Annotated in this window: 23 protein-coding genes; 19 read left to right on the top strand and 4 right to left on the bottom strand. The window is 42.4% G+C overall.

Features of this window, described 5'->3' with window-relative positions:
- The first annotated feature begins 217 nt into the window (after positions 1-217).
- The 8 genes from fucP to H5181_RS09600 all read left to right on the top strand — a co-directional run bounded on the left by fucP (position 218) and on the right by H5181_RS09600 (position 9,742).
- On the top strand, positions 218-1,525 hold the full coding sequence (fucP, locus tag H5181_RS09635) for an L-fucose:H+ symporter permease (RefSeq protein WP_011636791.1): 1,308 nt from the start codon (positions 218-220) through the stop codon (positions 1,523-1,525).
- A gap of 9 nt (positions 1,526-1,534) precedes the next feature.
- Positions 1,535-4,177: an exo 1,3/1,4-beta-D-glucan glucohydrolase gene (locus tag H5181_RS09630; RefSeq protein ID WP_182750897.1), complete on the top strand. Its 2,643-nt coding sequence runs from the start codon at positions 1,535-1,537 to the stop codon at positions 4,175-4,177.
- A gap of 139 nt (positions 4,178-4,316) precedes the next feature.
- Positions 4,317-5,393, top strand: coding sequence for a family 16 glycosylhydrolase (locus tag H5181_RS09625; protein WP_182750896.1), 1,077 nt, complete (start codon positions 4,317-4,319; stop codon positions 5,391-5,393).
- 402 nt (positions 5,394-5,795) lie between these two features.
- Positions 5,796-6,596 carry a 3'(2'),5'-bisphosphate nucleotidase CysQ gene (cysQ, locus tag H5181_RS09620; protein ID WP_182750895.1) on the top strand — a complete coding sequence of 267 codons (801 nt, stop codon included), beginning with the start codon at positions 5,796-5,798 and terminating at the stop codon, positions 6,594-6,596.
- A gap of 73 nt (positions 6,597-6,669) precedes the next feature.
- Complete coding sequence (mak, locus tag H5181_RS09615; RefSeq protein WP_182750894.1) at positions 6,670-7,575, top strand: fructokinase; 906 nt, start codon at positions 6,670-6,672, stop codon at positions 7,573-7,575.
- Positions 7,576-7,741: 166 nt separating this feature from the next.
- Positions 7,742-8,500 carry an ElyC/SanA/YdcF family protein gene (locus H5181_RS09610; protein WP_182750893.1) on the top strand — a complete coding sequence of 253 codons (759 nt, stop codon included), beginning with the start codon at positions 7,742-7,744 and terminating at the stop codon, positions 8,498-8,500.
- 89 nt (positions 8,501-8,589) lie between these two features.
- On the top strand, positions 8,590-9,297 hold the full coding sequence (locus H5181_RS09605; RefSeq protein ID WP_182750892.1) for a DUF2982 domain-containing protein: 708 nt from the start codon (positions 8,590-8,592) through the stop codon (positions 9,295-9,297).
- Positions 9,298-9,328: 31 nt separating this feature from the next.
- Positions 9,329-9,742 (top strand): GFA family protein, encoded by a 414-nt coding sequence (locus H5181_RS09600; protein ID WP_123776981.1) that lies wholly within the window; start codon positions 9,329-9,331, stop codon positions 9,740-9,742.
- Here the strand turns inward: H5181_RS09600 and H5181_RS09595 are convergent.
- The 3 genes from H5181_RS09595 to galE all read right to left on the bottom strand — a co-directional run bounded on the left by H5181_RS09595 (position 9,739) and on the right by galE (position 12,074).
- Positions 9,739-10,098: a polymer-forming cytoskeletal protein gene (locus H5181_RS09595; RefSeq protein ID WP_123776980.1), complete on the bottom strand. Its 360-nt coding sequence runs from the start codon at positions 10,096-10,098 to the stop codon at positions 9,739-9,741. The two genes, H5181_RS09600 and H5181_RS09595, sit on opposite strands and share 4 nt — an antisense overlap.
- Before the next feature lie 141 nt (positions 10,099-10,239).
- Positions 10,240-10,725: a ferredoxin-type protein NapF gene (gene napF, locus H5181_RS09590; protein WP_102037486.1), complete on the bottom strand. Its 486-nt coding sequence runs from the start codon at positions 10,723-10,725 to the stop codon at positions 10,240-10,242.
- A gap of 323 nt (positions 10,726-11,048) precedes the next feature.
- Positions 11,049-12,074: a UDP-glucose 4-epimerase GalE gene (galE, locus tag H5181_RS09585; protein ID WP_182750891.1), complete on the bottom strand. Its 1,026-nt coding sequence runs from the start codon at positions 12,072-12,074 to the stop codon at positions 11,049-11,051.
- 352 nt (positions 12,075-12,426) lie between these two features.
- Between galE and phhA the strand changes: the two genes are divergently transcribed.
- From phhA to ompW, 7 genes are all read left to right on the top strand, one after another.
- Complete coding sequence (gene phhA / locus H5181_RS09580) at positions 12,427-13,224, top strand: phenylalanine 4-monooxygenase (protein WP_182750890.1); 798 nt, start codon at positions 12,427-12,429, stop codon at positions 13,222-13,224.
- A 73-nt stretch (positions 13,225-13,297) separates the two neighbouring features.
- On the top strand, positions 13,298-13,636 hold the full coding sequence (locus H5181_RS09575; RefSeq protein WP_059747329.1) for a 4a-hydroxytetrahydrobiopterin dehydratase: 339 nt from the start codon (positions 13,298-13,300) through the stop codon (positions 13,634-13,636).
- 164 nt (positions 13,637-13,800) lie between these two features.
- On the top strand, positions 13,801-15,339 hold the full coding sequence (gene tyrR / locus H5181_RS09570) for a transcriptional regulator TyrR (RefSeq protein ID WP_182750889.1): 1,539 nt from the start codon (positions 13,801-13,803) through the stop codon (positions 15,337-15,339).
- 237 nt (positions 15,340-15,576) lie between these two features.
- A complete protein-coding gene (locus H5181_RS09565; protein WP_102037636.1) occupies positions 15,577-16,563 on the top strand; it encodes a fumarylacetoacetate hydrolase family protein in 987 nt (328 codons plus the stop codon).
- A gap of 98 nt (positions 16,564-16,661) precedes the next feature.
- Positions 16,662-17,312, top strand: coding sequence for a maleylacetoacetate isomerase (maiA, locus tag H5181_RS09560; RefSeq protein ID WP_102037635.1), 651 nt, complete (start codon positions 16,662-16,664; stop codon positions 17,310-17,312).
- Complete coding sequence (locus H5181_RS09555) at positions 17,299-17,979, top strand: nucleotidyltransferase family protein (protein WP_182750888.1); 681 nt, start codon at positions 17,299-17,301, stop codon at positions 17,977-17,979. The genes maiA and H5181_RS09555 overlap by 14 nt, the downstream gene beginning before the upstream one ends.
- Positions 17,980-18,226: 247 nt before the next feature.
- Positions 18,227-18,874: an outer membrane protein OmpW gene (ompW, locus tag H5181_RS09550; protein WP_182750887.1), complete on the top strand. Its 648-nt coding sequence runs from the start codon at positions 18,227-18,229 to the stop codon at positions 18,872-18,874.
- Positions 18,875-18,953: 79 nt separating this feature from the next.
- Here the strand turns inward: ompW and H5181_RS09545 are convergent, their stop codons facing one another.
- Positions 18,954-19,697, bottom strand: a complete 744-nt coding sequence (locus tag H5181_RS09545; protein WP_182750886.1) for an SDR family oxidoreductase — start codon at positions 19,695-19,697, stop codon at positions 18,954-18,956.
- Positions 19,698-20,058: 361 nt separating this feature from the next.
- On the opposite strand from H5181_RS09545, the gene metA reads away from it, so the two are divergent.
- From metA to H5181_RS09525, 4 genes are all read left to right on the top strand, one after another.
- Positions 20,059-21,003 (top strand): homoserine O-succinyltransferase, encoded by a 945-nt coding sequence (gene metA, locus H5181_RS09540; protein ID WP_011636810.1) that lies wholly within the window; start codon positions 20,059-20,061, stop codon positions 21,001-21,003.
- Between the two features lie 95 nt (positions 21,004-21,098).
- Entirely contained in the window at positions 21,099-23,060 is a 1,962-nt protein-coding gene (locus H5181_RS09535) for a GGDEF domain-containing protein (RefSeq protein ID WP_182750885.1), read from the top strand.
- A gap of 310 nt (positions 23,061-23,370) precedes the next feature.
- Positions 23,371-24,561 carry an acetyl-CoA C-acyltransferase gene (locus H5181_RS09530; RefSeq protein ID WP_011636812.1) on the top strand — a complete coding sequence of 397 codons (1,191 nt, stop codon included), beginning with the start codon at positions 23,371-23,373 and terminating at the stop codon, positions 24,559-24,561.
- 164 nt (positions 24,562-24,725) lie between these two features.
- Positions 24,726-26,219: a CoA-acylating methylmalonate-semialdehyde dehydrogenase gene (locus H5181_RS09525; RefSeq protein ID WP_011636813.1), complete on the top strand. Its 1,494-nt coding sequence runs from the start codon at positions 24,726-24,728 to the stop codon at positions 26,217-26,219.
- The last annotated feature ends 74 nt before the right edge of the window (positions 26,220-26,293 follow it).

The following is a 26,293-nucleotide window of genomic DNA, read 5'->3' as shown; positions in this document are numbered from 1 at the left end:
GCGCTTACATTGAGATTAGTGATTAATTATCCAAAGGTCAATAATTGATTTGGCTAATTATTAAATCCTCATCTGCTTGCACAAGTGTGGAAATGATCATCAGTTAAATGTCTAGGGTTTACGGGGAATTAACTCTTGGCGTGAGATTATTGGTATCCATTCAATGGCGTTATGTACTGCAACCCAAGATAACTATTAACAACAATAAGGGAATGTCATGGCGACTTCACCGCTTCAACCTGAGTTGGCAAATGCCGATTCCACTCACCAGCAGGGTAACTTTCGTTTTGCCTTGATAGCGTTAACCTCGTTATTTTTTATGTGGGGTTTTTTAACGTGTTTAAATGATATTTTAATCCCTTACTTAAAAAACATGTTCGACCTTAATTACACCCAAGCAATGCTAGTGCAGTTCTGCTTTTTTGGTGCTTACTTTATTGTGTCAATTCCTGCTGGCGCGTTAGTGGGTAAGATTGGTTATCAAAAAGGCATTATTACCGGGTTAGTGATTGCTTGTGTGGGGTGTTTACTGTTTTATCCGTCGGCCAGTTATGGCTCTTATAATATGTTTTTATTCGCGTTTTTTATTCTTGCATCGGGTATTACTATCTTGCAGGTGTCAGCAAATCCTTATGTGAGTGTGTTAGGCCCAGCCGAAACCGCATCGTCGCGGTTGACCTTAACTCAAGCATTCAATTCATTAGGCACCACAGTAGCGCCATTTTTTGGTAGCTGGTTAATTTTGTCGACCGTTGAACATGACAGCAAAGTCACTGAGGTTGGCGAAGTCATCGGTCAGTTGTCTGTGCAGCAGCAAGCGAGTGCAGTACAAACGCCTTACCTTATTTTAGCCGCTGCATTATTCGTATTGGCATTCATTTTTATGTTGCTCAAACTACCTTTGTTGGGCAAGCGCGATACTCAATCAACTGCTGCGGTAAAAGGCAGTGCATGGCAATATCCGCATTTGGTGTTGGGTGCAGTCGGTATTTTTGTTTATGTTGGCGCAGAAGTCGGCATAGGCAGTTTTCTTATTAGCTTTATCACTAAAGATGGCACCGGTGGAGTGTCTGAATCGCAGGCGGCGCATTATATTGCCTATTATTTTGGTGGTGCTATGGTCGGCCGTTTTATCGGCGCTGCAGTGATGCAAAAAATCAAAGCAGGCAAGGTGTTAGCATTCAATGCGTTATGTGCGTGTATTTTAGTTGCAGCGGCAATCTTGAGTGCTGGCACCGTTGCGATGTGGGCATTACTGCTGGTGGGCTTGTGTAACTCAATTATGTTCCCAACCATTTTCAGTTTAGCGCTACAAGATTTAAAACGACACACCAGTCAAGGTTCGGGCATTTTATGTTTAGCTATCGTTGGTGGGGCGGTTCTACCGTTATTGCAAGGCATGCTAGCTGACAGCATGGGAATTCAATTTGCCTTTATTTTACCTTTATTATGCTACGGGTTTATTGGTTATTACGGTTTGATTGGATGTGATGCAAAACGTCCAGTATTCGCAGATAAGGTATAAGGAAAGATCATGAGATTAACTCAATTACCGCTTACTGCTAGCGTCAATAAGCCTACTAAAACAAGCTTAGTTGCTTTAGGAATATTGCTGGGATTAAGTGGATGTGGCGAGAATAACAACGTCAATCAACAAGATAAACAAACTGCAGTTACCCCAGCCATGGTTGATGATACAGCGGCTAAATCTTCGTTAGCCATTTGGCCTGATCTTAAGCCTGCTATCGCCAAAGATACGGCCTTAGAAGCTAAAATCGATGCCTTAGTCGCTAAAATGACCATTGAGCAAAAAGTCGCGCAAATGATCCAACCTGAGATCCGTGATATTACCGTTGAAGACATGCGTAAATATGGTTTTGGTTCGTACCTTAACGGTGGTGGCGCATACCCTAACAATGACAAACACGCGACACCAGCAGATTGGATTGCGCTCGCTGAGTCTTTGTATCAAGCATCAATTGATGACAGTGTTGATGGGATTAATATTCCAACCATGTGGGGCACCGATGCCGTACACGGTCATAACAATGTTATCGGCGCGACGTTGTTTCCGCATAACATTGGTTTAGGGGCAGCGAATAACCCTAAGTTAATTGAACAGATTGCCGCTATAACGGCAAAAGAAGTGATGGTGACCGGTATCGATTGGGTATTTGCACCCACAGTTGCCGTAGTGAGAGACGATCGCTGGGGTCGAACTTATGAAGGTTATTCAGAAGACCCACAAATCGTCAAAGCCTATTCTTACGCCATCGTTGAAGGTCTACAAGGCTCAGTTAATGGTGACTTTTTATCTGATCAACATGTGATTTCAACCGTTAAGCACTTTTTAGGCGATGGCGGCACTGAAAATGGCATCGATCAAGGCGATAATATTGCCAGCGAACAAGACTTATATGACATACATGCACAAGGCTATGTGGGGGGACTCAATGCTGGGGCACAAAGTGTTATGGCATCATTTAACAGCTGGCATGGGGTTAAAAACCATGGCAATAAATATCTGTTAACCGATGTGCTTAAAGATAAATTACATTTCGATGGTTTTGTTGTGGGTGATTGGAACGGTCACGGACAAGTCGCTAACTGTACCAATGAGTCGTGTGCGCAAGCCGTTAATGCCGGTTTAGATATCTTTATGGTGCCAACGGCGGCGTGGAAACCTTTATATGAAAACACCATAGCGCAGGTAAATAATGGCGACATTAGCCAAGCGCGTATTGATGATGCGGTTAAGCGTATTTTACGGGTTAAGTTCCGTGCGGGTTTATTTGATAAGCCAAGCCCTGCCAATCGTCCATTATCGGGCAAAACAGAATTAATTGGCCAAGCAAGTCACCGTGACGTTGCCCGTCAAGCCGTTCGTGAGTCATTAGTGCTGCTTAAAAACAATCAAGGTTTATTGCCTTTAGCACCAAACGAAAAGGTGTTGGTGGCGGGGGATGCCGCGGACAATATCGGTAAACAATCTGGTGGTTGGTCAATTACGTGGCAGGGCACTGATAATCAAAATAGCGACTTTCCTGGTGCGACATCAATTTACGCTGGTATTAATAAATTGGTGGCTCAAGCTGGCGGTAAAGCAACATTGAGTGTTGCAGGTGAATTTGATCCACAGCAGAAACCTGATGTTGCGATTGTTGTGTTTGGTGAAGAGCCGTATGCAGAAGGTAACGGCGACATTGATAACTTAGAATATCAACGTGGAGACAAGCGTGACCTTGCTTTACTGCATAAGTTAACAGCGCAAGGTATTCCCGTGGTATCTGTGTTTATCAGTGGCCGCCCTATGTGGGTTAATGCTGAGTTAAACAGCTCTGATGCATTTGTCGCCGCTTGGTTACCAGGCTCTGAAGGTCAAGGCGTAGCAGATGTTTTATTCACTCAGGCTGATGGTAAAGTTTCGCACGATTTTGTCGGTAAATTATCATTCTCATGGCCTGCGACACCACAGCAAACTCAAGTGAATGTGCCATTAGCTCAACACAATACGGAACAAGCACAAGCTGATTATCAGCCGCTTATACCTTATGGCTATGGCTTAACATATCAATCTACTGCCAGTGATGCGGTTGTGTTAGATAATTTGTCGGAAGACAATTTAGCTGCAACGCAAACTCTAGTCGACTTACCTTTGTTTGAGCGTGCAGTGAAATCACCGTGGTCAATGTACATTGCTAACGCGTCTGAGCGTCAAGGGTTAAGCAGTAGCGTTGCGCAAAACAGTGCACTAACCATTCGTACTATGGATCGTGTCGTTCAAGAAGATGCGCGCTTAGTGTCTTTTAATGGCAGCGAGCAAGGTACCGTAGGCTTAATTAGTAATTTTCCACGTGATTTAAGGGCTTACAGTAATAGTGATGCCGCGTTATCTGTGAGTATTAATGCAACTCAAGCACTGCAAAAGCCGTTATGGCTTGGTATGGCATGCGAAGGTGATTGCCGTAAGCAAATTGATATTGCCACGCAGGTGAATGCTCAAGTCGGGGAATGGCAGAGTTTAAGCTTCTCATTGGCATGTTTTGCTGATGAACCAATGGACTTTGCTAAAATTGTCATGCCATTTTACCTTGCCACCGACGCGGCAGCTGAAATTCGTTTCAGTGATGTGGTTATTCAAGCTGCATCAACAGAAAATACCATCAAATGTAACTAACTTATCGCGAATTAGCCCTATCTGAGTCATCTGATAGGGCTAGTTTCACTAACGTTATATCGTAATAGTTGGCGACGTTTGTTGTTTGTTTTACTACAGCGTTAGGCAAAGAAAAAACGGTAAATGGGTAAGAACAACAATGCAAAATCTCAATAAACATCATTCATTTGTATCCAGCTTAACCGCGTTAACTTTGTCGGTCATATTTCTGTCTGGCTGTAGTGCTGATGATGCAACAGAACAAGCAACAGATACCGTGATAACCAATATCGAAACTTCAGGTTGGCAACTGGTTTGGCAAGATGAGTTTGAGGGTAACCAAATAGACACAACCAAGTGGAGCTTTGCTGTTGACTGTTACGGTGGCGGCAATGATGAGGCTCAGTGCTATACCGCACGGTCTAAAAATGCTGCAGTTAGTGGTGGTCTTTTATCGATTACGGCATTACGAGAAACCTTTTCTGGGCCTGCTGTAAATGATTCTGATCCAAGCTATGACGTAAACGATACATCGAAAACATTAGATTACACCTCTGCTCGTTTAGTATCGAAAAACAAAGGGGATTGGAAATACGGCCGTTTTGAAATTCGCGCAAAATTACCACAAGGTCAGGGAACTTGGCCTGCGATATGGATGTTACCGACGGATTGGGTATATGGCCCTTGGGCTGGTTCAGGTGAAATAGACATTATGGAGGCCGTAAACCTCAAGGTTGTTACCGACGGTAAGACGCCAGAGTCTGCAGTACATGGCACATTACATTACGGTAAACAATGGCCCAATAATGTTTATACAGGGCAAGGGTATCATTTACCCAATGAACTCAATCCTGCGGATGCCTTTCATGTTTATGCTGTTGAATGGCAGCAAGATGAAATTCGTTGGTATGTTGATGATGTTCACTTTGCCACACAACAATCCTCTGGTTGGTACAGTCAATACATTGATGGCAATGGTGATTTGGTTAATGCCCTTGATGATGCACCGTTTAACCAGCCATTTCATATGCTACTCAATCTTGCTGTAGGTGGAGCATGGGCTGGAACCGTGAATAACACAGGTATCGATGAGTCAGTTTTTCCGCAATCGATGTTAGTGGATTACGTGCGTGTATATCAATGTGCTATTTCGCCGAGTTCGGGAGCAGGTTGTGAGACTATTGATAATAGTGTTGTACCCGTAACGGGTAAAAAAATGCCTGATATTGTTGAGTGAATCGGTTTACTTTATTCACTTTAGTTGTGTGAGGGGCGACAAATATAAATACACCATAAAGGGTGTTTAAAAATACGAATGTTAAGCGGGTTGCATCAACCATAATGTTGAGCCTGTTAAGTTACTATTGTTAGTTGTTAATTGTTCACCCAGTAGCTGAATACGAATGCAAAGATGCACTGTTTGCTTTGAGCCACGCTGCGGTTAGCTTAGTATCGAGCAGCATTTGTGGTGTTTCGGGGATATTGAGTCAACGTGATGGCTTTGTCACTTAGGTTTTTTAAGTCGTTTTTGATTGAAGTGCAATCAAATTATTATCAATCTATGATGCTAACAATGGCATAATGTCATATCGATACTGTGTTGATGTTTAACGCGATATGAATTTGATAAGGAATTGATTTGTCTAACATTGTATTTTCTAAAACAGACTTACAGAAGATAGTGGCTCTTGCCAAGCAAGCAGGTGAAGCCATTATGCAAGTTTATGCTCAAACTGATTTGCAGATTGAGGTTAAACAAGATGATAGCCCTGTTACTGCAGCCGACATTGCCAGCCATAATGTAATTGTTGCCGGCCTTAAACAGCATTTCGCTGAGATTGCTGTAATGAGTGAAGAAGCGGCTGATATCAGCTGGGCAGAACGACAAACGTGGCAAACGTATTGGTTGATCGATCCGCTCGATGGCACCAAAGAATTTATTAAACGCAACGGTGAATTTACGGTCAATATTGCGCTTATTCACCAAGGCAAAGCGATTGCTGGTGTGGTGTATGCACCAGTATTAGGCAAATGTTATAGCGGCATTGTTGGTCAAGGTGCGTGGCTTGAACATAATGGACAAGTATCGGTATTGGATATTAGTGACACAGCAGTGCAATCGCCACCTATCGTAGTCGGAAGCCGCTCTCACGTTAGCCCTGATGTTGCCTCGTATTTACAGACTATTGGCGAACATCAAATGTTAAGCGTCGGCAGTTCATTAAAATTTTGTATGGTGGCCGAAGGCCAAGCCGATGTGTACCCAAGATTAGGTCTAACCAGTGAATGGGATACCGCCGCAGCGCAAGCAGTATTAGAAAGTGCTGGTGGGCTGGTGGTTGAATATCCAGCGCTTACACCGCTGCAATACAACCAAAAAGAAAATATTTTAAATCCGTATTTTATTGCCGCATCGTCGGCATGGTTTGCACGCAAATAGCGCTAATCGTTATCAGCCTTTGTAAACCAAATATGGAACCCCAATTAATAATAAGCAAATGGAGTGACAAGTTATGATGCGCATGGGCGTCGATCTCGGTGGTACAAAAATTGAAATAGTGGCTTTAGCCGATGATGGATCTGAAATATTCAGAAAGCGCATTCCAACGCCAAAAAACTATCCTGGTACCATAGAAGCGATTGTCAGCTTAGTGGCTGATGCAGAATCAGAAACGGGTCAAACCGGCTCTGTTGGTGTTGGCATTCCAGGTGTTGTGTCACCGTTTACTGGCTTGGTAAAAAATTCAAATTCAACGTGGATTAACGGCCATCCGCTTGATAAAGATTTAAGTGAAGTATTAAACCGTGAAGTACGCGTTGCCAACGATGCTAACTGTTTTGCAGTCTCTGAAGCCGTTGATGGCGCAGCCGCTGGTAAAGGGGTTGTGTTTGGCGGCATTATTGGTACCGGTTGTGGTGCTGGCATTGCGATTAACGGCCGTGTACATGGCGGCGGTAATGGCATTGGCGGCGAGTGGGGGCATAACCCATTACCGTGGATGACAGCCGATGAGTTTAATACCACCACTTGCTTTTGTGGTAATCGTGACTGTATTGAAACCTTTATTTCTGGCACTGGTTTTGTCCGTGATTTTCGTGAAGCGGGTGGCGATGCCACCAGTGGTATTCAAATTTCTGAAATGATGCAACAAGGCGACCCGTTAGCCACAGTGGCATTTGAACGCTACATTGATCGTCTAGCGCGGTCACTCGCACACGTGATTAATATGATGGATCCAGACATGATTGTATTAGGTGGCGGTGTATCAAACATCGAAGCTATTTATACTGAATTGCCTAAAGTGCTACCCAAGTATGTTGTGGGCCGTGAATGTGGTACCCAAGTGGTTAAAAATAAGTTTGGCGCATCATCTGGTGTTCGCGGTGCTGCATGGTTGTGGGGCAAAGACGAGAAGTAGTCTTCATTCAACATCAGTTAACAGTAATCTCGATTAATATCGCTGAGAACGTATTTTGCAAACCCACTAAAACGGCACCTAAACAGTGCCGTTTTTGTTTTGAGTTTGTTTTAGGCGGCTATAACGATAAACTAGCCGCAATAATGATAAACAAAGTGAATGATTCATGTTTTGGCTTAAAAAACTCTTGTCACAATTGGTTATGCCAATTCCTTTTAGCATAATGTTGTTAGTTCTGGCTGTCATTTTATGGCGAACGAATCGTGTAATGTTACTGCAGTTTGGCCGAATGCTCTTGGTTACCGCTATCGTGGTGCTAACATTAACAAGCCAATCGCAAGTGAGTTATTTTTTAGCTAATTCATTAGAATCGCAACATAACGTTAATCATCAACCGATTGCTGGTTCTTGTGTTGTGATGGTATTAGGTTCAGGTAATAGTGAGCAACAGGGTCATACCGCAGTGCAGCAGCTATCATCAACAGCACTGGCTCGTTTAACCGAAGGCGTTCGTCAGTTCAGGCTGGGCCAGCAATGCACTTTAATTGTGAGTGGTTGGAGTGGTGGATACTTGAAGACAGCTCATGCGACCATTATGGCTCAAGCTGCAGAAGAGTTAGGGATCCCCAAAGCCAGCATTGTGGCCTTTAATGAACCCAAAGATACCATTGAAGAGGCTCATGCTTTACAACAGTTAATTGGGCTGCAACCATTTCTATTAGTGACTTCAGCAACTCATATGCCGAGGGCGATGATGATATTCACCTCATTAGGGATGCAACCCCAGCCTGCACCGAGTGATTTTATTGCACATCAAGGTTTCTGGTGGCGTTTAGATGCAGATCAACTGCTAGCATCGCAAAAATCAATTCATGAATATGTTGGCATGCTGTGGCTTCATATTAAAGACATGGCTGCTGATTAAATGATTTAGTGAAGATTAAATGTATTCGCCAAGAGGCTTAAGCCGATGTTTCAAACCTTATTTATTCTATTCAGTTTAAAGGACAAACCGTGGTCAGTGACGAGTTATTAATTAGCCCTTTTGCCAAACGAAATGGCATAACCTTAACGGTAGTTGGTGCCATTAGTTTAATGGCTAGCTTGATTATTTTTATAGGACTTAGCGGTTTTTTTGCCGTTGGAATGTTGTGCTTTGCATTAGGCTCCGTGGCACTTATTTTAGGTGTCGCTAAAGTGTATCAGCCAGCGGTTAGTTTTAAGCTAACTGCTGCAGGAGTGGTATTTTTTCATCGCCGCGGCCAAGTGTTTATTGAATGGCATAATATTCAACGAGTTGATTGTGCGAGAGTAAATCAAAACTTGGAGTTGATTGAGCTACCTTATATTGGCGTTAAGCTTAAACAGATTAATCCCATTTTAGACTGTATTTCACCTCGTCTTGCCACTGGTTTACTGACCGAACAGCGGCCATTACTCATGACGGCGGCCACCCAAGATGAAGATTTACAAAGTTTAGAAGGTTATTTGGGGGCTGAATTTACGCCGCTAGTGGTAAACGGTGAGCGTTACCGTGGGGTATTGGCAATGTTTGGTCATCGCTGTCAAACGTTGAACGAACAGTTGGGTTACCATGTGTATTTATCGATTGATAGTTTAGACCGAGAACCGAAAGAGTTTGTTGCCTTGTTGCGCCAATGGCAACAGCAAGCCCTGCTGCAAACTCAGCAGCACACGGTATCTGCGACAGATATCGAATGACACGACTCATAATCAATTAGCAGGTGTTCAAATGGTATTACAAGGCGGTTGTTTATGCGGTGCGATACGTTACCAAGTTAACGGTATGCCATTTGATGCCGATCATTGCCATTGTAATCAATGTCGTAAAAGCGCTGGTGCGGTAGTAATGAGTTGGATGGATTTTCATCGTGAACAAGTGCAGTGGTTGCAGGGGCAAGTAAATGAATTTGCTTCATCAGAGAACATTCGGCGTGGCTTTTGTCAGCACTGTGGTTGTTCATTGACTTACCGACATTTGGATTATCCACAATACACTTCATTGTCGATAGCCTCTTTAGACCAACCAAACCTAGTACGGCCGACTTATCATATACACACTGACGAGCAGGTTAGTTGGTTAAAAATAGATGACTCTTGTTCGCGCTATCAGGCAGGTAAAACAGCTGTTAAACAGCCAGATTAACTTTCTGAGGGAGTATTCGTAAGGGGCGCTCTGTGACGATAACCCAAAAATTGGCCGCCATCTAAAATTTCAATATTTTCACAATAAGCATCGCCTTCAAAAATACCTTGTTCATGGAGGGTGATTTTTTTACAGCGTGCTTTACCTGCTAATTGTCCCGCAATCATTAACTCTCGACATAAAATATCACCATCGACAGTGCCATTAGGCTCAATAGTCACATTGCCCTGCGCTTTGATATCACCACTAACATGGCCTGCAATTAGCACATCACCACTGAAAATGAGTTTACCGGTTAAATGGCATTCTTGGGCGATAAAACTGAGTGGATTAGCAGGTTGCTTTTGACGAAACATCTTAGTGATCTCATGTTTGTATTATGTCGGTAATATAGCGTGATAGGTTAAAAAACAAATCAAAACCGCTAATCGTATTTGTAAAACGTTAATTTTTTGTAGATGAATTAGCTTTGTAGATAAACTGGCTTTGTAAATAAATTAGTTTGGATGACCTATAAGTATCGCATCAGCAGGGCAAGGAGATACGCAAGCACCACAACCAGTACAGGCATCAGTATCTATCACGGGTTTAGGCACTTGGCCTACAGCCATGATAAAGCTAATTGCGCGTGGGTCGCAGGCATCTTTACAGCTCTGACACCAAACCCCTTCATGGGTTAAACAGTTGTCTTTTATCGCAGCCGTAATTGACCAAGGTAAGGATTGGTCGCGATCAAATACAGGCTCTGGGCACACATCAACGCATTGTTCACAGAAGGTGCATTCATCTTTAGTGAAATCTATTTCAGGAAAACCACCTTCACCGCGTTTAATTATTTGGGTTTCGCAGGCGGTAATACACTTGTCACAGCGTGTGCAATTGTCAGTAAACTCTTGATCCGTTTTGCTCCAAGGCGGGCGGGTGACATTGGATTTTCTGCGACTAAATAGATTACGACGACTTTGATTAATACCTTGGTTCATTTCGGTTCCAATTGAGCTTAAATATATTTGCTGCAGCCAATATTAGCATTAACTGCAGCACAAAATTGTTAAGCGCTTGGCAATAAATACCAATAATTAACTGTTCATTCAGCGAGGATTTTCCGCCTTATAGGCAAGTAATAGGATTGTAGGCATAGTGTCCTCCGTCAAAATACTATTAAGTAGCATAGAAGGCGCATAAACTCGCCCTTCGGGAGTCACTCAGGCTTTCCATTTTTATGTTGCATTATTTCATAAGGGAATAACCATTCTTTCAACAATGCGCCTTAAACTGAAAAACCTGAGTGGCTCTGATTGGTCACTTAATTATTGGCGTTGGTATTATACCCATCAGGATTATTTGATTGCCATTTCCAACTGCTATTTGCCATATCTTCAACGGTATGGGTTGCACGCCAATCCAATTCAGTAGCGGCAAAGCTTGGGTCGGCATAACACGCTGCAATGTCACCAGGGCGGCGAGGACTGATTTGATAAGCAATGGTTTTCCCGCAAGCTTTCTCAAATGCCTTGACCATGTCTAACACGCTGTAACCTATTCCCGTGCCGAGATTATAAGTCACTAAACCAGGTTTGGTTTGCAGTTTTTTAAGTGCTTGTAAGTGACCCATAGCTAAATCAACAACATGAATATAATCACGTACACCTGTGCCATCTGGTGTGTTGTAATCATCACCAAAAACGCTTAATTGTTGACGTTTACCAACAGCAACTTGGGCAATAAATGGCATCAAGTTATTAGGGATATCGTTAGGGTCTTCGCCAATCAAGCCACTTTCGTGAGCACCTACAGGATTAAAGTAACGTAAACGAGCTATATTCCAGCTGTTATCCGAATTATGTAGGTCAGCTAAAATATTCTCAACCATCAATTTTGACTGACCATAAGGGTTGGTTGCGCCCGTAGGAAAATCTTCTTTAATGGGCAAGCTAGCAGGGTCGCCGTAAACGGTGGCCGATGAGCTGAACACTAGGTTTTTAACGTTATTTTCAGCCATGACTTGGCATAAAATGATAGTGCCAGTGACGTTATTTTCGTAATATTTCAATGGTTGTTCGACTGATTCACCGACCGCTTTTAATCCTGCAAAATGAATGACGGATTCGATGCTGTGATCGGTAAAAACTTTTTGCAATAAGGCTTTGTTTAGAATGTCGCCTTGATAAAACGTGACATCTTTACCCGTAATGGCTCGAACCCGCGCCAATGCTTCAATACTGGAGTTTGATAGATTGTCTACGATGACCACTTCCTGTCCGGCCTTTAATAGCTCTACTACGGTATGTGTACCAATATAGCCAGCGCCACCGGTTACCAAAATTGTCATAGTTTAATCGTCCTGTGAATTAATGAATCAAGTTATAAGGCTGGTTGATTTTTGGTGATCAACATTTATCAGCTTAGTTAGAGAAAGGGCCTCTCATGTATTGTAAATTATCACAGCTCAATCGTCAGTTAAATTATTGATAGAACGTTTAAATTAATACTGGTTAGCTTGCCTGAAAATAGATTCAAAAGTGGTTCGAAAACAGCTTGATAGAGAGTGATAAAATGACGGTTGTATTTATTTGTTTACGATTAGCACTACATCATGGCAGGACAATAAACTGTGAGGGAGTTAACAAAACATCAGCCTTAGCACACTATGTAGGGAGTGAAGTTGACGTAAAGTGGAACCTATGAGTACAGCAACAAAGTATATTGCACACCAACCTGATGCCCAAGGTTACATTGATTACTCAGAGCATGAGAATCAATTATGGCAACAATTGTATCAGCGCCAAGTAACGAATATGCCGGGCCGTGCATGCCAAGCCTACTTACAAGGTCTAGATGCATTAGGCATGTCAGTTGATCGCATTCCACAATTGCCTGAAATCGATAAAGTGCTGCTTGATGCTACAGGTTGGAAAACCGCTGCAGTGCCAGCACTGATTTCATTTGGTCGTTTCTTTGAGTTACTGGCTAATAAAGAGTTTCCAGTTGCAACCTTTATCCGCAGTAAAGAAGAGTTTGATTACTTACAAGAGCCTGACATATTCCATGAAATATTTGGCCATTGTCCACTATTAACCAATCCATCATTTGCGCATTTTTCGCATATGTATGGCCAGTTAGGACTAGCTGCATCGAAAGAAGAACGCGTATTTCTGGCACGATTATATTGGTTTACCATTGAGTTTGGTTTGGTTCAGGCAAAAAATGAATCACTGCAAATATACGGCGGCGGCATTTTAAGTTCACCGGGTGAAACCATGTATGCATTAAGTGACAGTCCTGAACGTAAGCCGTTTGATTTACTCGATGTACTGCGCACGCCGTATCGTATTGATATCATGCAGCCAATTTATTATGTTATCGATCATATTGACTATTTAGATGAAATTGCCCGTATGGACATTATGAGTATGGTGACCAAAGCGCGTCAATTAGGCATGTTTGAGCCTAAATTTGCTCCAAAAGTCAAAGCCAGTTAACGATTTATTGCAGCTGAGCTTTAGCTCAACAATCTGCAAGTGAGACACTATTTAATTTAGCCAAGGAGTACAAATGAACGCATTAACCGAGATGAAGTGTGAAGCATGCCAAGCAGACGCACCAAAAGTAACGGATGCAGAGTTAGCAGAGCTTGTCGGCATGATCCCAGATTGGGGCGTTGAAGTTCGTGACGGCATTATGCAGTTAGAGCGAGTATATAAATTTAAAAACTTTAAGTTAGCGATGGCCTTTACTAATAAGTTGGCCGATTTAGCTGAAGCTGAGTTCCATCACCCAGGTATCTTAACCGAGTGGGGCAAAGTCACCGTGACGTGGTGGTCACACTCAATTAAAGGGTTACACAAAAACGATTTCATTATGGCTGCCAAGACCGACCAGTTGTTAGACTAGTTACTATCGCCATCCATTTCAGCATGTTACGTTAACGTAACATGCTGAAATAGTTTCTCTGTTACAATTCTACTGTAAACTTCACTTGCCACCGAAGCCATATCCCTCTAACGTTAAGCCAAATTTCCGCAATAAAACATTAATAAATAGGGAATCGTTACATTATGCGTTTGGAAGTTAGCTGTATCGATCGCGTGGGTTTAGCGAAAGACATCCTCGTCGTGCTTGAAAAACATGGTATTAACTTAATTGCCATTGATGCCAGTAATAAAGGTTTCCTGTTTTTGCAGTTTGCAGAAATCAGTTTCGAAACCCTGCGTGAGCTTATGCCACAAATTCGTAAAGTCGAAAGTGTGCATGATGTCCGTACCGTATCTTTTATGCCGTCAGAGCAAGAACATTACGCCCTAAAAACCTTACTTAAAACCTTACCCGATTCGGTGTTTTCAACAGACGCGAAAGGGCGGATCCGCATAGCCAATGAGTCGGCTTTATTGACACTTGGTATGGGCGAGCACGAAGTGGTGGGTGAGTCACTTAATCATTGGGTGCAAGGATTTAACTTTGCTCGTTGGATGAGTGAAATACCGGTGTTGGCGCAAGCCACACGAGTACAAATTAACTCGAGCGAGTATTTGGCTGAAATGCTGCCAATTTACTTACCCGATGACGATGATAAAACCATTTTAGCGGGTGCGGTTATTTCGCTAAAATCGCCCGCTAGAGTGGGTAAACAGTTTAATGCCCTGCAAAATCAAACTACTGGCTTTGATAATGTATTGGCTATCAGCGACAAAATGAAAGACATACTCAAGCAAGCCAAACGTATGGCGCAACTTGATGCACCGTTACTCATCACCGGTGAAACAGGAACAGGTAAAGAGTTGATGGCTCGTGCTAGTCATGACGCCAGCATGCGCCGCGAACATCCTTTTATCGCGATTAACTGTGCCGCTTTGCCTGATAGTGTTGCTGAAGAAGAGCTGTTTGGCTTTGTCAGTAATGGCACAGTCGTTAAACGTGGTCTGTTTGAAGAAGCAAAAGGCGGTACGGTGTTTCTTGATGAAATAGCCGAGATGTCTAAAACCGCACAAGTTAAATTATTGCGTTTATTACAAGACGGGACTTTTAGACGGATTGGTGGCGATGAAGAAGTGCGCGCCGATGTACGAATTATTTGTTCAACCCAAAAACACTTAGCTGAACTTTGCCAATCTGGTGAGTTTAGAGAAGATTTGTATTATCGAATCCATGTTTTAAGTTATCACATGCCATCACTGCGTGAGCGTCGTGTGGATGTGATTCCATTAACTGAGATGTTTTTAGAGCATTATAGTCAGCAGTTATCGAGTCCCTTAAGGCGTATATCGGCAAGTTGTCGCGATTACCTATTTACCTACGCATGGCCGGGTAATGTGCGCCAATTGAAAAATGCAATTTTTAGAGCGGTATCAATGTGGGATGGCTCAACAGAATTGACTGTTGAACAACTTAAATTACCTTCATATGCCGAAGGATTTGGTTATTTCGATGAAGAGTTTGAGGGCACGTTAGACGAGGCGATGAAAGAGTATGAAGCCAGTTTATTACGTCGGTTATATCCCGCGTACCCAAGTACACGCCAATTAGCCAAAAAGTTAGGTGTGTCTCACACCGCTATTGCTAACAAGTTGCGTGATTACAGTATTAGTAAGAAAAAGTAATGTAACGATTTAATGCCAGCCAAGTGCTGGCATTTTGGTCATTTTAACGCTGATAATCAGTGCTGACGTGGCCTTTTATGTTTTGTAACGAATAATTTACAAATCACGATTAGCACCACAAAAATGTGATTTGGTACCTACTATAGGATTTTCCGTCTCGATCGGTTATTTCTATGGTTAGATTGAGAGTCTTGTCTCAAGTAGGACGCAGATCTCACCCAGAATTTAGGAGCAGTAATGAAACTTGCAAGTTATCACAACGGACGTCGCGACGGCCAATTGATGTTAGTCAGTAAAGATTTGACCAAAACAGTCGCGGTACCCGCTATTGCTCATACTATGCAGCAATTATTAGATGCTTGGGATTTGTTATACCCACAACTCAATGAGTTGTATGAAGCACTAAACGCCGGTCAAATGGACAATGCAGTAGATTTTGATGAAGCACGTTGTTTATCACCTTTACCACGAGCCTACCAATGGGCCGATGGCAGTGCGTATGTTAACCATGTTGAGTTAGTACGCAAAGCACGTGGCGCTGAAATGCCAGCATCGTTTTGGACTGATCCTTTAGTGTATCAAGGTGGTTCTGACAGCTTTATCGCCCCTAAAGCGGATATTCAAATGGCCAGCGAAGAGTACGGTATCGATTTCGAATCAGAAATCGCTATTGTTACTGATGATGTTGCCATGGGTGTTAACAGCGAAGATGCGACTAAACACATCAAATTATTGATGTTAGTTAACGACGTATCACTGCGTAACTTAATCCCTGGCGAATTAGGTAAAGGCTTTGGCTTTTTCCAATCTAAGCCATCTAGTGCATTTTCGCCCATTGCGATTACTCCAGACGAGTTAGGTGATAAATGGCAAGACAGCAAAGTACATTTGCCGTTGGTGACTCATTTAAACAGTGAACTATTTGGTCGCCCGAATGCCGGCGTCGACATGACGTTTAACTTTAGCCAGTTAGTAGAGCACGTGGCTAAAACACGTCCATTAGGCGCAGGTGCAATTATTGGTTCTGGTACTATTTCTAACTACGATCGCAGTGCAGGTTCAAGCTGTTTAGCGGAAAAGCGCATGCTTGAAATCATTGCCGACGGTAAAGCCTCAACACCCTTTATGCATTTTGGCGACACTGTTCGCATTGAAATGTTTGATGATAACGGTGTGAGCATCTTTGGTTCTATCGATCAAAAAGTGGTTGAATACAAAGCTTAATATTTTGAAAGCGATGTAAATCGAAATATAAAGGCAATAGCGGTAAACCGTTATTGCTTTTTTATTAGGCTGAATAAAACAAAAGTAAGGGAATTGACATGAAACTCTATGGCTATTGGCGTTCAAGTGCGGCATATCGGGTGCGTATTGCGTTAAATTTAAAGCAGTTAACGGCAGAACATATTTCAGTTCATTTGGTTAATAATGGCGGAGAGCAACACTCAGAGGCTTATCATCAACTCAATCCCTCGGATCTTGTGCCAACGTTTATCGACAATAATGAGTCAGGCGAGATTAACTTATCGCAATCGTTAGCGATTATGGAATACCTCGACGAAAAACACCCTCAGCAACCGTTACTTCCTAGTAATATTGAGCACAGGGCCATTGTTCGAAGCATGGCTCAAGCCATCGCATGTGAAATTCATCCATTAGATAATCTTCGAGTATTACAATATTTAGTTAACGAAATGGGCGTATCAGAAGCAGATAAAATGCGTTGGTATCACCATTGGATACACCTTGGTTTTGCCGCTTTAGAACAGCAGTTAAGCCAATATTCAGGACGTTTCTGTTTTGGTGATACTCCTTCGTTGGCCGATATTTGTCTGATCCCGCAAGTGTATAATGCCAAACGCTTTAATCTAGAGCTTGCAGCGTATCCTAATATTGTCAGAATTTGGGATGAGTGCCATAAGTTACCTGCATTTGTTGATGCTGCGCCAGAACAACAGCATGACGCGACATAAGCAAACTTTGTTTAATCTGCCCTTGTTTAATCCGCCCCAGTTAAATCTGCCTCAGTTAAATCAAGTGGCCATTGATCAGTTACAACAAGGACAGGCTAAACGATTGTCCTTGTTGTGGCTGTGGTTGCAACAAGATGAAACCAGACTGGCTGCGTTAATGGTGTGCCAGAAAGTGATGCAACAACAAGGGATCACCGATTGGTTAATTAGCGCGGGTTTTATCCGCAATTTAATTTGGGACAATTTGCACGGCTTAGCTTCACAAGCCTTAAACGACATTGATGTGATTTACTGGCGCGATAACAATCCATCTTCCGCAGAAGATCAAGCAATACAAGCGATGTTGATTAAACAGATTGATTTGCCTTGGTCGGTGAAAAATCAAGCGAGAATGCATCTTAGAAATGGTGATATGCCCTATATTTCTTGTGCTGATGCCATGTCTTTTTGGCCAGAAAAACAAACGGCTATAGGGGTAAAATTAGTCCCCTGCGATGACCATACAACAGCTGAATTTCAATTGCAGGTAATCAGTGTGTTTGATTTAAGCTGTTTGTTTGATTTGTCCTTAAGTCCAAACCCAAAGCGTGACAAGGCTATTTTTAATCAACGTGTGCTTCAAAAGGAGTGGTTAACTCACTTCCCCAAACTATCAGTCACTGAATAGTCATCAGCAATAATTCCCATGATCAACCCCACAAAAACCTAACTATAAAATACCTCTTTCATCTCTTTTTGTGTTTATTTTGTGATCTGCTTCAAATGCTTTGCATCTAATTAGGTACCCCTATATAGGTACTGCAATTTTGTTGATCTGAATCAATGATATTAGCGATTAACTTCAGTAGGTTGGCCGAAAATGTTGAGGATGCACAGAATTGCATCTAGTTGTCATTGCCAAGGAGTGTTAAAAAATGAATAAGAAAATTACCCTAAGTTTAGTTGTTGCTTCTTTATTAACTACTGGTTTTTCATTTGGTGCTGCGGCCCATCAAGCAGGTGATATTATTGTTCGTGCTGGTGTGGCGATGGTTGCTCCAAATGAGTCAAGCCCAGTAGTCGCAAATATTGCTGAATTTGGCGTGGATCATGATGTCCAATTAGGGTTAAATTTTGGTTATATGCTAACTGATAATTTGGGCATTGAATTATTAGCCGCATCGCCTTTTAGTCACGATGTGTCACTGGGTGAACTCGGTAAAATAGCCGATTCAAAGCAATTGCCGCCAACGCTGGTAGCGCAATATTACTTTGGAGATTCACAGTCTGCTTTACGTCCCTACATTGGTTTAGGGATTAACTTTACTAACTTCTATGACAGTGAATTTACTCAAGAAGCGAAAGATCTAGGTTTAGATAATTTGAGCTTATCTAACTCTTGGGGCGTTGCAGCTCAAGTTGGACTTGATTATCAAATTGACAAAAAATGGTTAGTTAACGCGTCTGTTTGGTACGCACAAATTTCAACGGATGTGAGCTTTGACATGGGGGCAGACCATGTTGTGGTTGATACCGACATTGATCCTTGGGTTTACATGGTCAGCATCGGTTATACTTTTTAAGCTAGCGTAAAATACGTTAGAGAAGAAACAAGAATATGACAAACAGGAACCTGCGGGTTCCTGTTTTTGTTGATGGCGTTTATTGAGACTTTTTACGCGGTTTCCAATGGCGGGTATTGTAAATGTACTCTGGTAATAAACGATTTATCCAAGCGACAACACGCCAGCGTTTAGTGACATAAACTCGCCGTTTGCCTTTTTGTAATGCCGTGATGATTTGTTTCGCCACTTTATCGATAGGCGACAGGAGCAGTTGTGTATTCAAATGAACGGCTTTATCAAATAACCCTAATTGAATATCACTAATGGTAATAGGCAGCTTTAATCGTTGCGCATGCATACTCAAGCCTTGCAGGTAATTTTCAGCAAAGGCTTTAGACGCATGATAAGCCACATTAGGGCCTCCACGTTGACCGGCTATTGAGTTAATGGCGGCAAGTTGGCCATAACCTTGATCGCACATTAATTTAAAAATACAGTTATTGGCAGCAGCAAATCCCATAACGTTAATATTGATGGCGAGCTTATCAATTGCCCAAGGCAGGGAAGGGTCGTAGTCATTGACACCAGTATTAACAATCACCAAATGGGCGCCATTATGTTTGGTCCAAGCAGTATTAAGCTGTGTAATTAGCGTATCAGGTTGATCAATCGCTAACGGATAAACACTCACTTCACCTGGCAGACTTTGACTAAACTCGTTAAGTGATTCAGGGTCGTTAACAAAAAGCACTAACGAAACTTGCTGTGCAGATAACTGTCTGGCTAATGCTTGGCTCAGTTGCGAGCTGGCACCAATAATCATCGCTGTCGCTGTAGACATGATTCATCTCATCAAAAATAATGACTCATAATAGAAATAACATCAGTTGATAACAAGCGAGAAAAAAATTCAACTTAAGACGTGTAGACTTCTAGCCATCCGAGTGTATGATGGTTATCTAACAGATTGACCGCTATTAACGTTAACAATAAGCCATTCTGCCGCGGTGTAGGCTGGTTGAGCATGCTAATGATGTTTGCAAGCGACATCAGACATTCGATGATGGCCACGGTTTTCAGCGACAAACTGAATGTTGAAACTGTGACATAACAGACATTAACGTTATTGTGAAAAGGCTGGTTGGTTAACCGAACGTTGGTTAATCAAGTACATGTATTTAATTAATCTAAAGGTGAGACGTATGCCGGTTCGAATTCCAGATAACCTGCCTGCAGCAGGTATTTTAGAGTCAGAAAATATCTTTGTGATGTCTGAAACCCGAGCTGCTAATCAGGACATTCGTCCAATGCGGGTATTAATCTTGAATCTAATGCCTAATAAAATTGAAACAGAAACCCAGTTATTGCGATTACTGGGCAATACGCCCCTGCAAGTTGGGGTCGATTTATTACGCATTCATGATAAAGAATCAAAGCATACATCAGTGGATCACATGAATACCTTTTATCGTGATTTTGAAGACATCAGAAATAACAATTACGATGGTTTGATTATTACTGGCGCGCCGTTAGGGCAAATTGATTTTAAAGATGTGGTGTATTGGGACCACATTCGCGAAATTATTGACTGGTCACAACAACATGTCACTTCGGTGCTGTTTCTATGCTGGGCAGCTCATGCTGGTTTGTATCATCTTTATGATTTACATCGTCAGTTATTAGCGAATAAACGTTCTGGTGTATTTAATCATCGTAGAACCAGCGACCCACACCCGCTATTGCGTGGTTTTGATGATGAATTTTTTGCACCGCACTCACGATTTGCAGAAATGGATATTGAACAAATTCGTCAACATCCAGATTTAGAAGTACTGGCTGAATCAGATGAGGCTGGCGCGTATATTGTGCTGAGTCGTGATAATCATAATGTGTTTGTTATGGGACACCCAGAGTACCAAAAAGACACACTGAATGAAGAATATGTGCGCGATGTTGGTGAAGGCCTTAATCCAGATATTCCACAAAATTATTACCGTCAAGATGACCCCACACAAGATACTATTGTTCGTTGGCATAGTCATGGCAGCTTATTAGTCAGTAATTGGCTCAATTATTATGTTTATCAGCTAACGCCATATGACCTGTCTGATATGAATGCTAAAACACCATGGGAAAGTAAAAAGTAAATTTGAATATAGTTTCACCAGCGTTTTAACGTTGACTTCGTTTCGATAAAAGCTATTGTTAAACTTAGATGTTTTTATTGTAAGGTCGAGGTTAAATGGTTAAAACCAAGTTGATGATATTATTGGTGTGTGCAATGAGCTGGCCGCTAACGTCTTGGGGGGCCGGTGATGTTTTTAGTGACGTTAATGACACTAAAATGAATGGCGCCAATGTTAGTAATAGTACTGTTAGCGATAATATCGTTAGCGACAATACTGATAGCGCAACAATTACTGATATCAAACAACAGTTAGCCACATTAGACTTACCACAACAACGAATTGACTTTTTACAACAACAGCTACAACAAAGTGCTCAATGGCCGATTGAACAGCAAGGCCAGTTGTTGCATTTGCTAGCAATAGAGCAAGAAGTTAACAGTGATCTTGTCGCGGCAATTGACAGTTATACTCAGGCAATTAAATTACTTACACCACATCCTCTTAGTCAAGAACTGGTCAAAAGCTATCTCGAACGCTCATTCATACTTTACCTTCAAACTAACGACACCCAAGTTTATTGCCCAGATCGTGAAGTGGCGATTACATTAGCCCGTCAGCTTGGAAACGTTGATATCTTGGCCGAAGTGTTAGCTCAAAGCGCGTATTGTTATAATAAACCAAGTGATTTTGGCGAAGGTCTGAAAAGGTTAAATGAAGCATTAGCGTTAGCACAACAGCATCAATTAGGACTGAGCCGCCAAGCGATGATATTTAATGCCACCGCTGCTATCTATCGTGACAATGGTTTAAACCGTAAAGCCTATGAATATTTTAACAAAGCTTATGGCTTTTGGGAGCAAGCCCAAGATAAACAAGACATGTTTAATATGTTGCATAACATGGTGGGTGAATCGATTAAATTGGCCATGTGGGTGGAAAATAAAGCCCATTTAGCCCAAATGCAGCAGTTAGTTGAACAATCGCCAGAGTTTGCTGACTTTGATTTTTTCTATCAATTTAATACTGGCATTAGCTGTTGGGCCCAAGGTTTATTTCAAGAAGGTATTGATCATTTTTTACGAGCATTAGCGGTGCAAGATACAACCCAAGAAAAATACTTTGTCGACGCCACGCATGCATGGTTGGCATTGAGCTATTTTCGCCAACAACAACCAAATAAAGCTTTTAAGTATGCTGAAATATTTTCTGGTTCGGCGACTTATGACGGCCATTCCAATGAACTGAAATTGATGATTGCTGCCATTATTGATTACGCCAATGGGTCGAGTAATCTTGGTATGAATAAGCTTTTGGATACCATCGATTTACAAAAAAAGAACTTTGCTAATATTATTAATAATGATGTGGTTAATTCATCATTAGACCATAATCTTACCGTGGCTGAGTTCAATAATCGTCTGCTCGAAAAGCAATTGGCAATCAATAAGCTGAATTTAGAGGCCGAAATTGATTCTCAAAAAATTACTAACTTATCAATGGCAATCGCAGTGCTAATTGCATTGGTGTTATTGGTGGTGGTCATTTTCTTGTGGCAATCTCGCCGACAATTTAAACGCCGCTCTCAAACTGATTATTTGACGGGTATTGCAAATAGACGTCATACCTTTGAACAGGGTAAAAAGCGCTTTTATCAGGCTAAAAAACATAATCGATCACTAGCCGTTATTATGTTCGATATCGATAACTTTAAAGCCATTAATGATCATTATGGTCATGATATTGGCGATTTAGCCATAAAAGCGTGTGGTAGACGAGCACGCAATTGGCTCAAGAAAAACGATATTTTAGGTCGCATCGGTGGCGAAGAGTTTTTAATTATTTTACCTGATACAGAGCAAGCACAAGCCGTTGAAATAGCCGAACGATTGCGAACCAGTATTGAGTCAAACCAGTTTGTGTTTAACGATGTTAAAATGAATTTCACTATCAGTGTGTCTGTCGCGATGTTAACCCCGCAAACTCATGAGCTTGTCGACATTATTAAACAAGCCGATTTAGGCTTATATCAAGCAAAAGACAACGGCCGTAATCAAGTCGTGGTTGTCGATCATTAACCCTCCCTAAGTGCCGATGCAGTTGTTTGGTCGCTTCGGCTACTTTCTACTTAGACTAAAGTTTTACGCTCAATAAATCACTCAACAGTAATCATGTTACTGATAAATAGGTATTGATATATATCATAAAAACAATATCTTACATCAAATTTAAACGTGACATTCTTAAACTGTAAATCTTCACTGACAATTCCTATTAATTAACATCTGTATTTAGACCATTTTTTACTTGCTTTACGTTCGCGTCAACGTCAAAGTGATATCCATATTATTGATGTTAATTTTTTAAGCGCAGTAAATTGGAGTGGTTATGAGTACAGAGCAAACAGGTCAAGATATCGTTATTGTTGCCGCGAAACGTACACCAATGGGTGGGTTTCAAGGCGCATTGTCTGAGGTAGCTTCTCCAGTATTAGCTGCAACCGCTATCAAAGGTCTTATCGCCCAAACGGGGATCAGCGTTGATGCTGTTGACGAAGTATTGATGGGTTGTGTATTGCCAGCCGGTTTGGGCCAAGCACCTGCTCGCCAAGCGACGCTAGGTGCGGGTTTACCGTTAAGCGTTGGCGCAACAACAGTCAATAAAGTTTGTGGTTCTGGTATGAAAACCGTCATGTTAGCGCACGATTTAATTAAAGCTGGTAGCAGCCAAGTTGTGGTTGCTGGTGGCATGGAAAGCATGAGCCAAGCACCATATTTACTCGATAAAGCACGTAGCGGTATGCGCATGGGCCACGGCAAAGTCATGGACCACATGTTTTTAGACGGCCTTGAAGACGCTTATACCGGTGGTGCAATGGGCACATTTGCCCAAAAAACCGCTGATGACTTTGGTTTAACTCGTGAGCAAATGGATGATTTTGCATTAGGTTCGCTCGAAAAAGCCAATGCAGCGATTAACTCTGGCGCATTTAAAGACGAAGTCGTGCCAGTAACCATTAGTACGCGCCGTGGCGACGTGACGGTAGAGATAGATGAACAACCTGGTAATGCTCGTCCTGAAAAAATCCCGACATTACGCCCTGCATTTACCAAAGACGGTACGATTACTGCGGCCAACTCAAGTTCAATTTCGGACGGCGCTGCAGCGTTAATGTTAATGACACGCGAAAAAGCACAGCAATTGGGCTTAAGCGTATTAGCGACCATTAAAGGCCACACCACTCATTCACAAGAACCGTCAATGTTCACCACCGCACCCGTTGGCGCAATGCAAAAACTGTTCGATAAAGTGCAGTGGAACAAAGATGACGTCGATTTATACGAAATCAACGAAGCGTTTGCCATGGTCACCATGTTAGCTATTTCTGAGCTGAACTTAGATGCCAACAAGGTCAACGTTAATGGCGGTGCATGTGCAATGGGACACCCAATTGGTTGTTCTGGAACGCGTTTGTTAGTCACATTGATTTATGCCTTAAAAGCACGCGGCCTTAAGCGCGGCGTGGCATCGTTATGTATTGGTGGCGGCGAAGCCACAGCAATGGCGATTGAAGTGTAAATAGACAATACAAGTTAAGTTCGACAAGACCACCGCACAGGTAGATGTACACGCAGCCACTGTTAGTGAGACTGACAAACACAACAAATCGCGTCACCTGTGCAGTAACTCAATACGAGTGATGTTATTCACTCATAAGATGTCCAAGGATCGAGGAAAACAACATGATCACACAAGTTAAGCATTATATTGATGGCGAATTCACTTATGGCAGCGGAGATCGCAATATTGATGTGACCAACCCGGCCAATAATAGCGTTATTGCTAAAATTAATTGCGCTACCACTGCCGAAGTTGAGCAGGCCATTCACAGTGCTAAAGAAGCATTTAAAACGTGGAAAGAAGTCCCTGTGTCTGAACGTGCGCGCGTCATGTTGCGTTACCAACATTTACTCAAAGAGCATCACGACGAACTGGCGACCATTTTGGCGCAAGAAACCGGTAAAACATTTGAAGATGCTAAAGGCGATGTATGGCGCGGCATTGAAGTAGCTGAACATGCTTGTGGTGTTGCGTCGTTAATGATGGGTGAAACTGTTGAAAACGTCGCTCGAAATATCGATACCTATAGCTACACTCAACCATTAGGTGTGTGTGCGGGTATTACCCCATTCAACTTCCCAGCAATGATCCCGCTATGGATGTTCCCGTTATCGATTGCTTGCGGTAACACGTTTATTTTAAAGCCGTCAGAACAAGATCCTATGACGCCACAGCGTTTAGTTGAATTGTTTGTTGAAGCAGGCGCGCCAAAAGGCGTGTTGCAACTTATTCATGGCGACAAAACAGCAGTAGACATCTTGCTAAGAGACCCAGCCATTAAAGCGATTTCGTTTGTTGGTTCTGTGGGGGTTGGTCAATACATTTACAAAACCGGTACCGACAATCTAAAGCGTGTGCAAGCGTTTGCAGGAGCTAAAAACCATTGCGTGATCATGCCTGATGCGAACAAGCAGCAAGTGATCAATAACATGGTTGGTGCCTCTGTTGGTGCTGCCGGTCAGCGTTGTATGGCGATTTCAGTCGCTATTTTTGTGGGTAAAGCTAAAGAATGGATCCCTGAATTAAAAGAAGCGTTAGCTAAAGTTCGTCCTGGTTTATGGGATGACAAAGAAGCTGCTTACGGTCCAGTTATCAGTCCAGCAGCAAAAGAGCGTGTACTAAAACTGATTGCTCAAGGTAAAGCTGAAGGTGCTGATTGCTTACTCGATGGAACCGATTTTACCGTTGCAGGTTACGAGTCGGGTAACTGGGTTGGCCCAACCATGTTTACCAATGTCACCACCGACATGAGCATTTACAAAGAAGAAATATTTGGCCCAGTACTGTGTTGTATGGAAGCGGATAACTTAGACGATGCTATCGAACTGGTTAACAACAGCCCATACGGCAACGGCACTTCAATCTTTACTGCATCAGGCGGCGCAGCGCGTAAATATCAACATGAAATTGAAGTAGGCCAAGTGGGTATTAACGTGCCAATTCCTGTGCCATTACCTTTCTTCTCGTTCACTGGATGGAAAGGCAGTTTCTATGGCGACCAACACGCCTACGGCAAGCAAGCGGTGCGCTTCTGCACCGAAACCAAAACCATCACAACTCGTTGGTTTGACTCAGAAGCCGTTAGCGGTCCTAACATGAGTATTGATCTTAAATAGGAATGATGTTTATTGCCGTGACGCCGTCACGGCAATATTTTTCGCTAAACAACAAGACCACCTTACCTCCCATT

Origin of the sequence: Shewanella sp. SG44-2 (genome assembly GCF_014164215.1) — a bacterium.
In the GTDB taxonomy this organism is placed as follows: Bacteria; Pseudomonadota; Gammaproteobacteria; order Enterobacterales; family Shewanellaceae; genus Shewanella; species Shewanella frigidimarina.
Note: the sequence above shows the minus strand (reverse complement) of the source record. Positions and strands in the feature narration are given on the sequence as shown.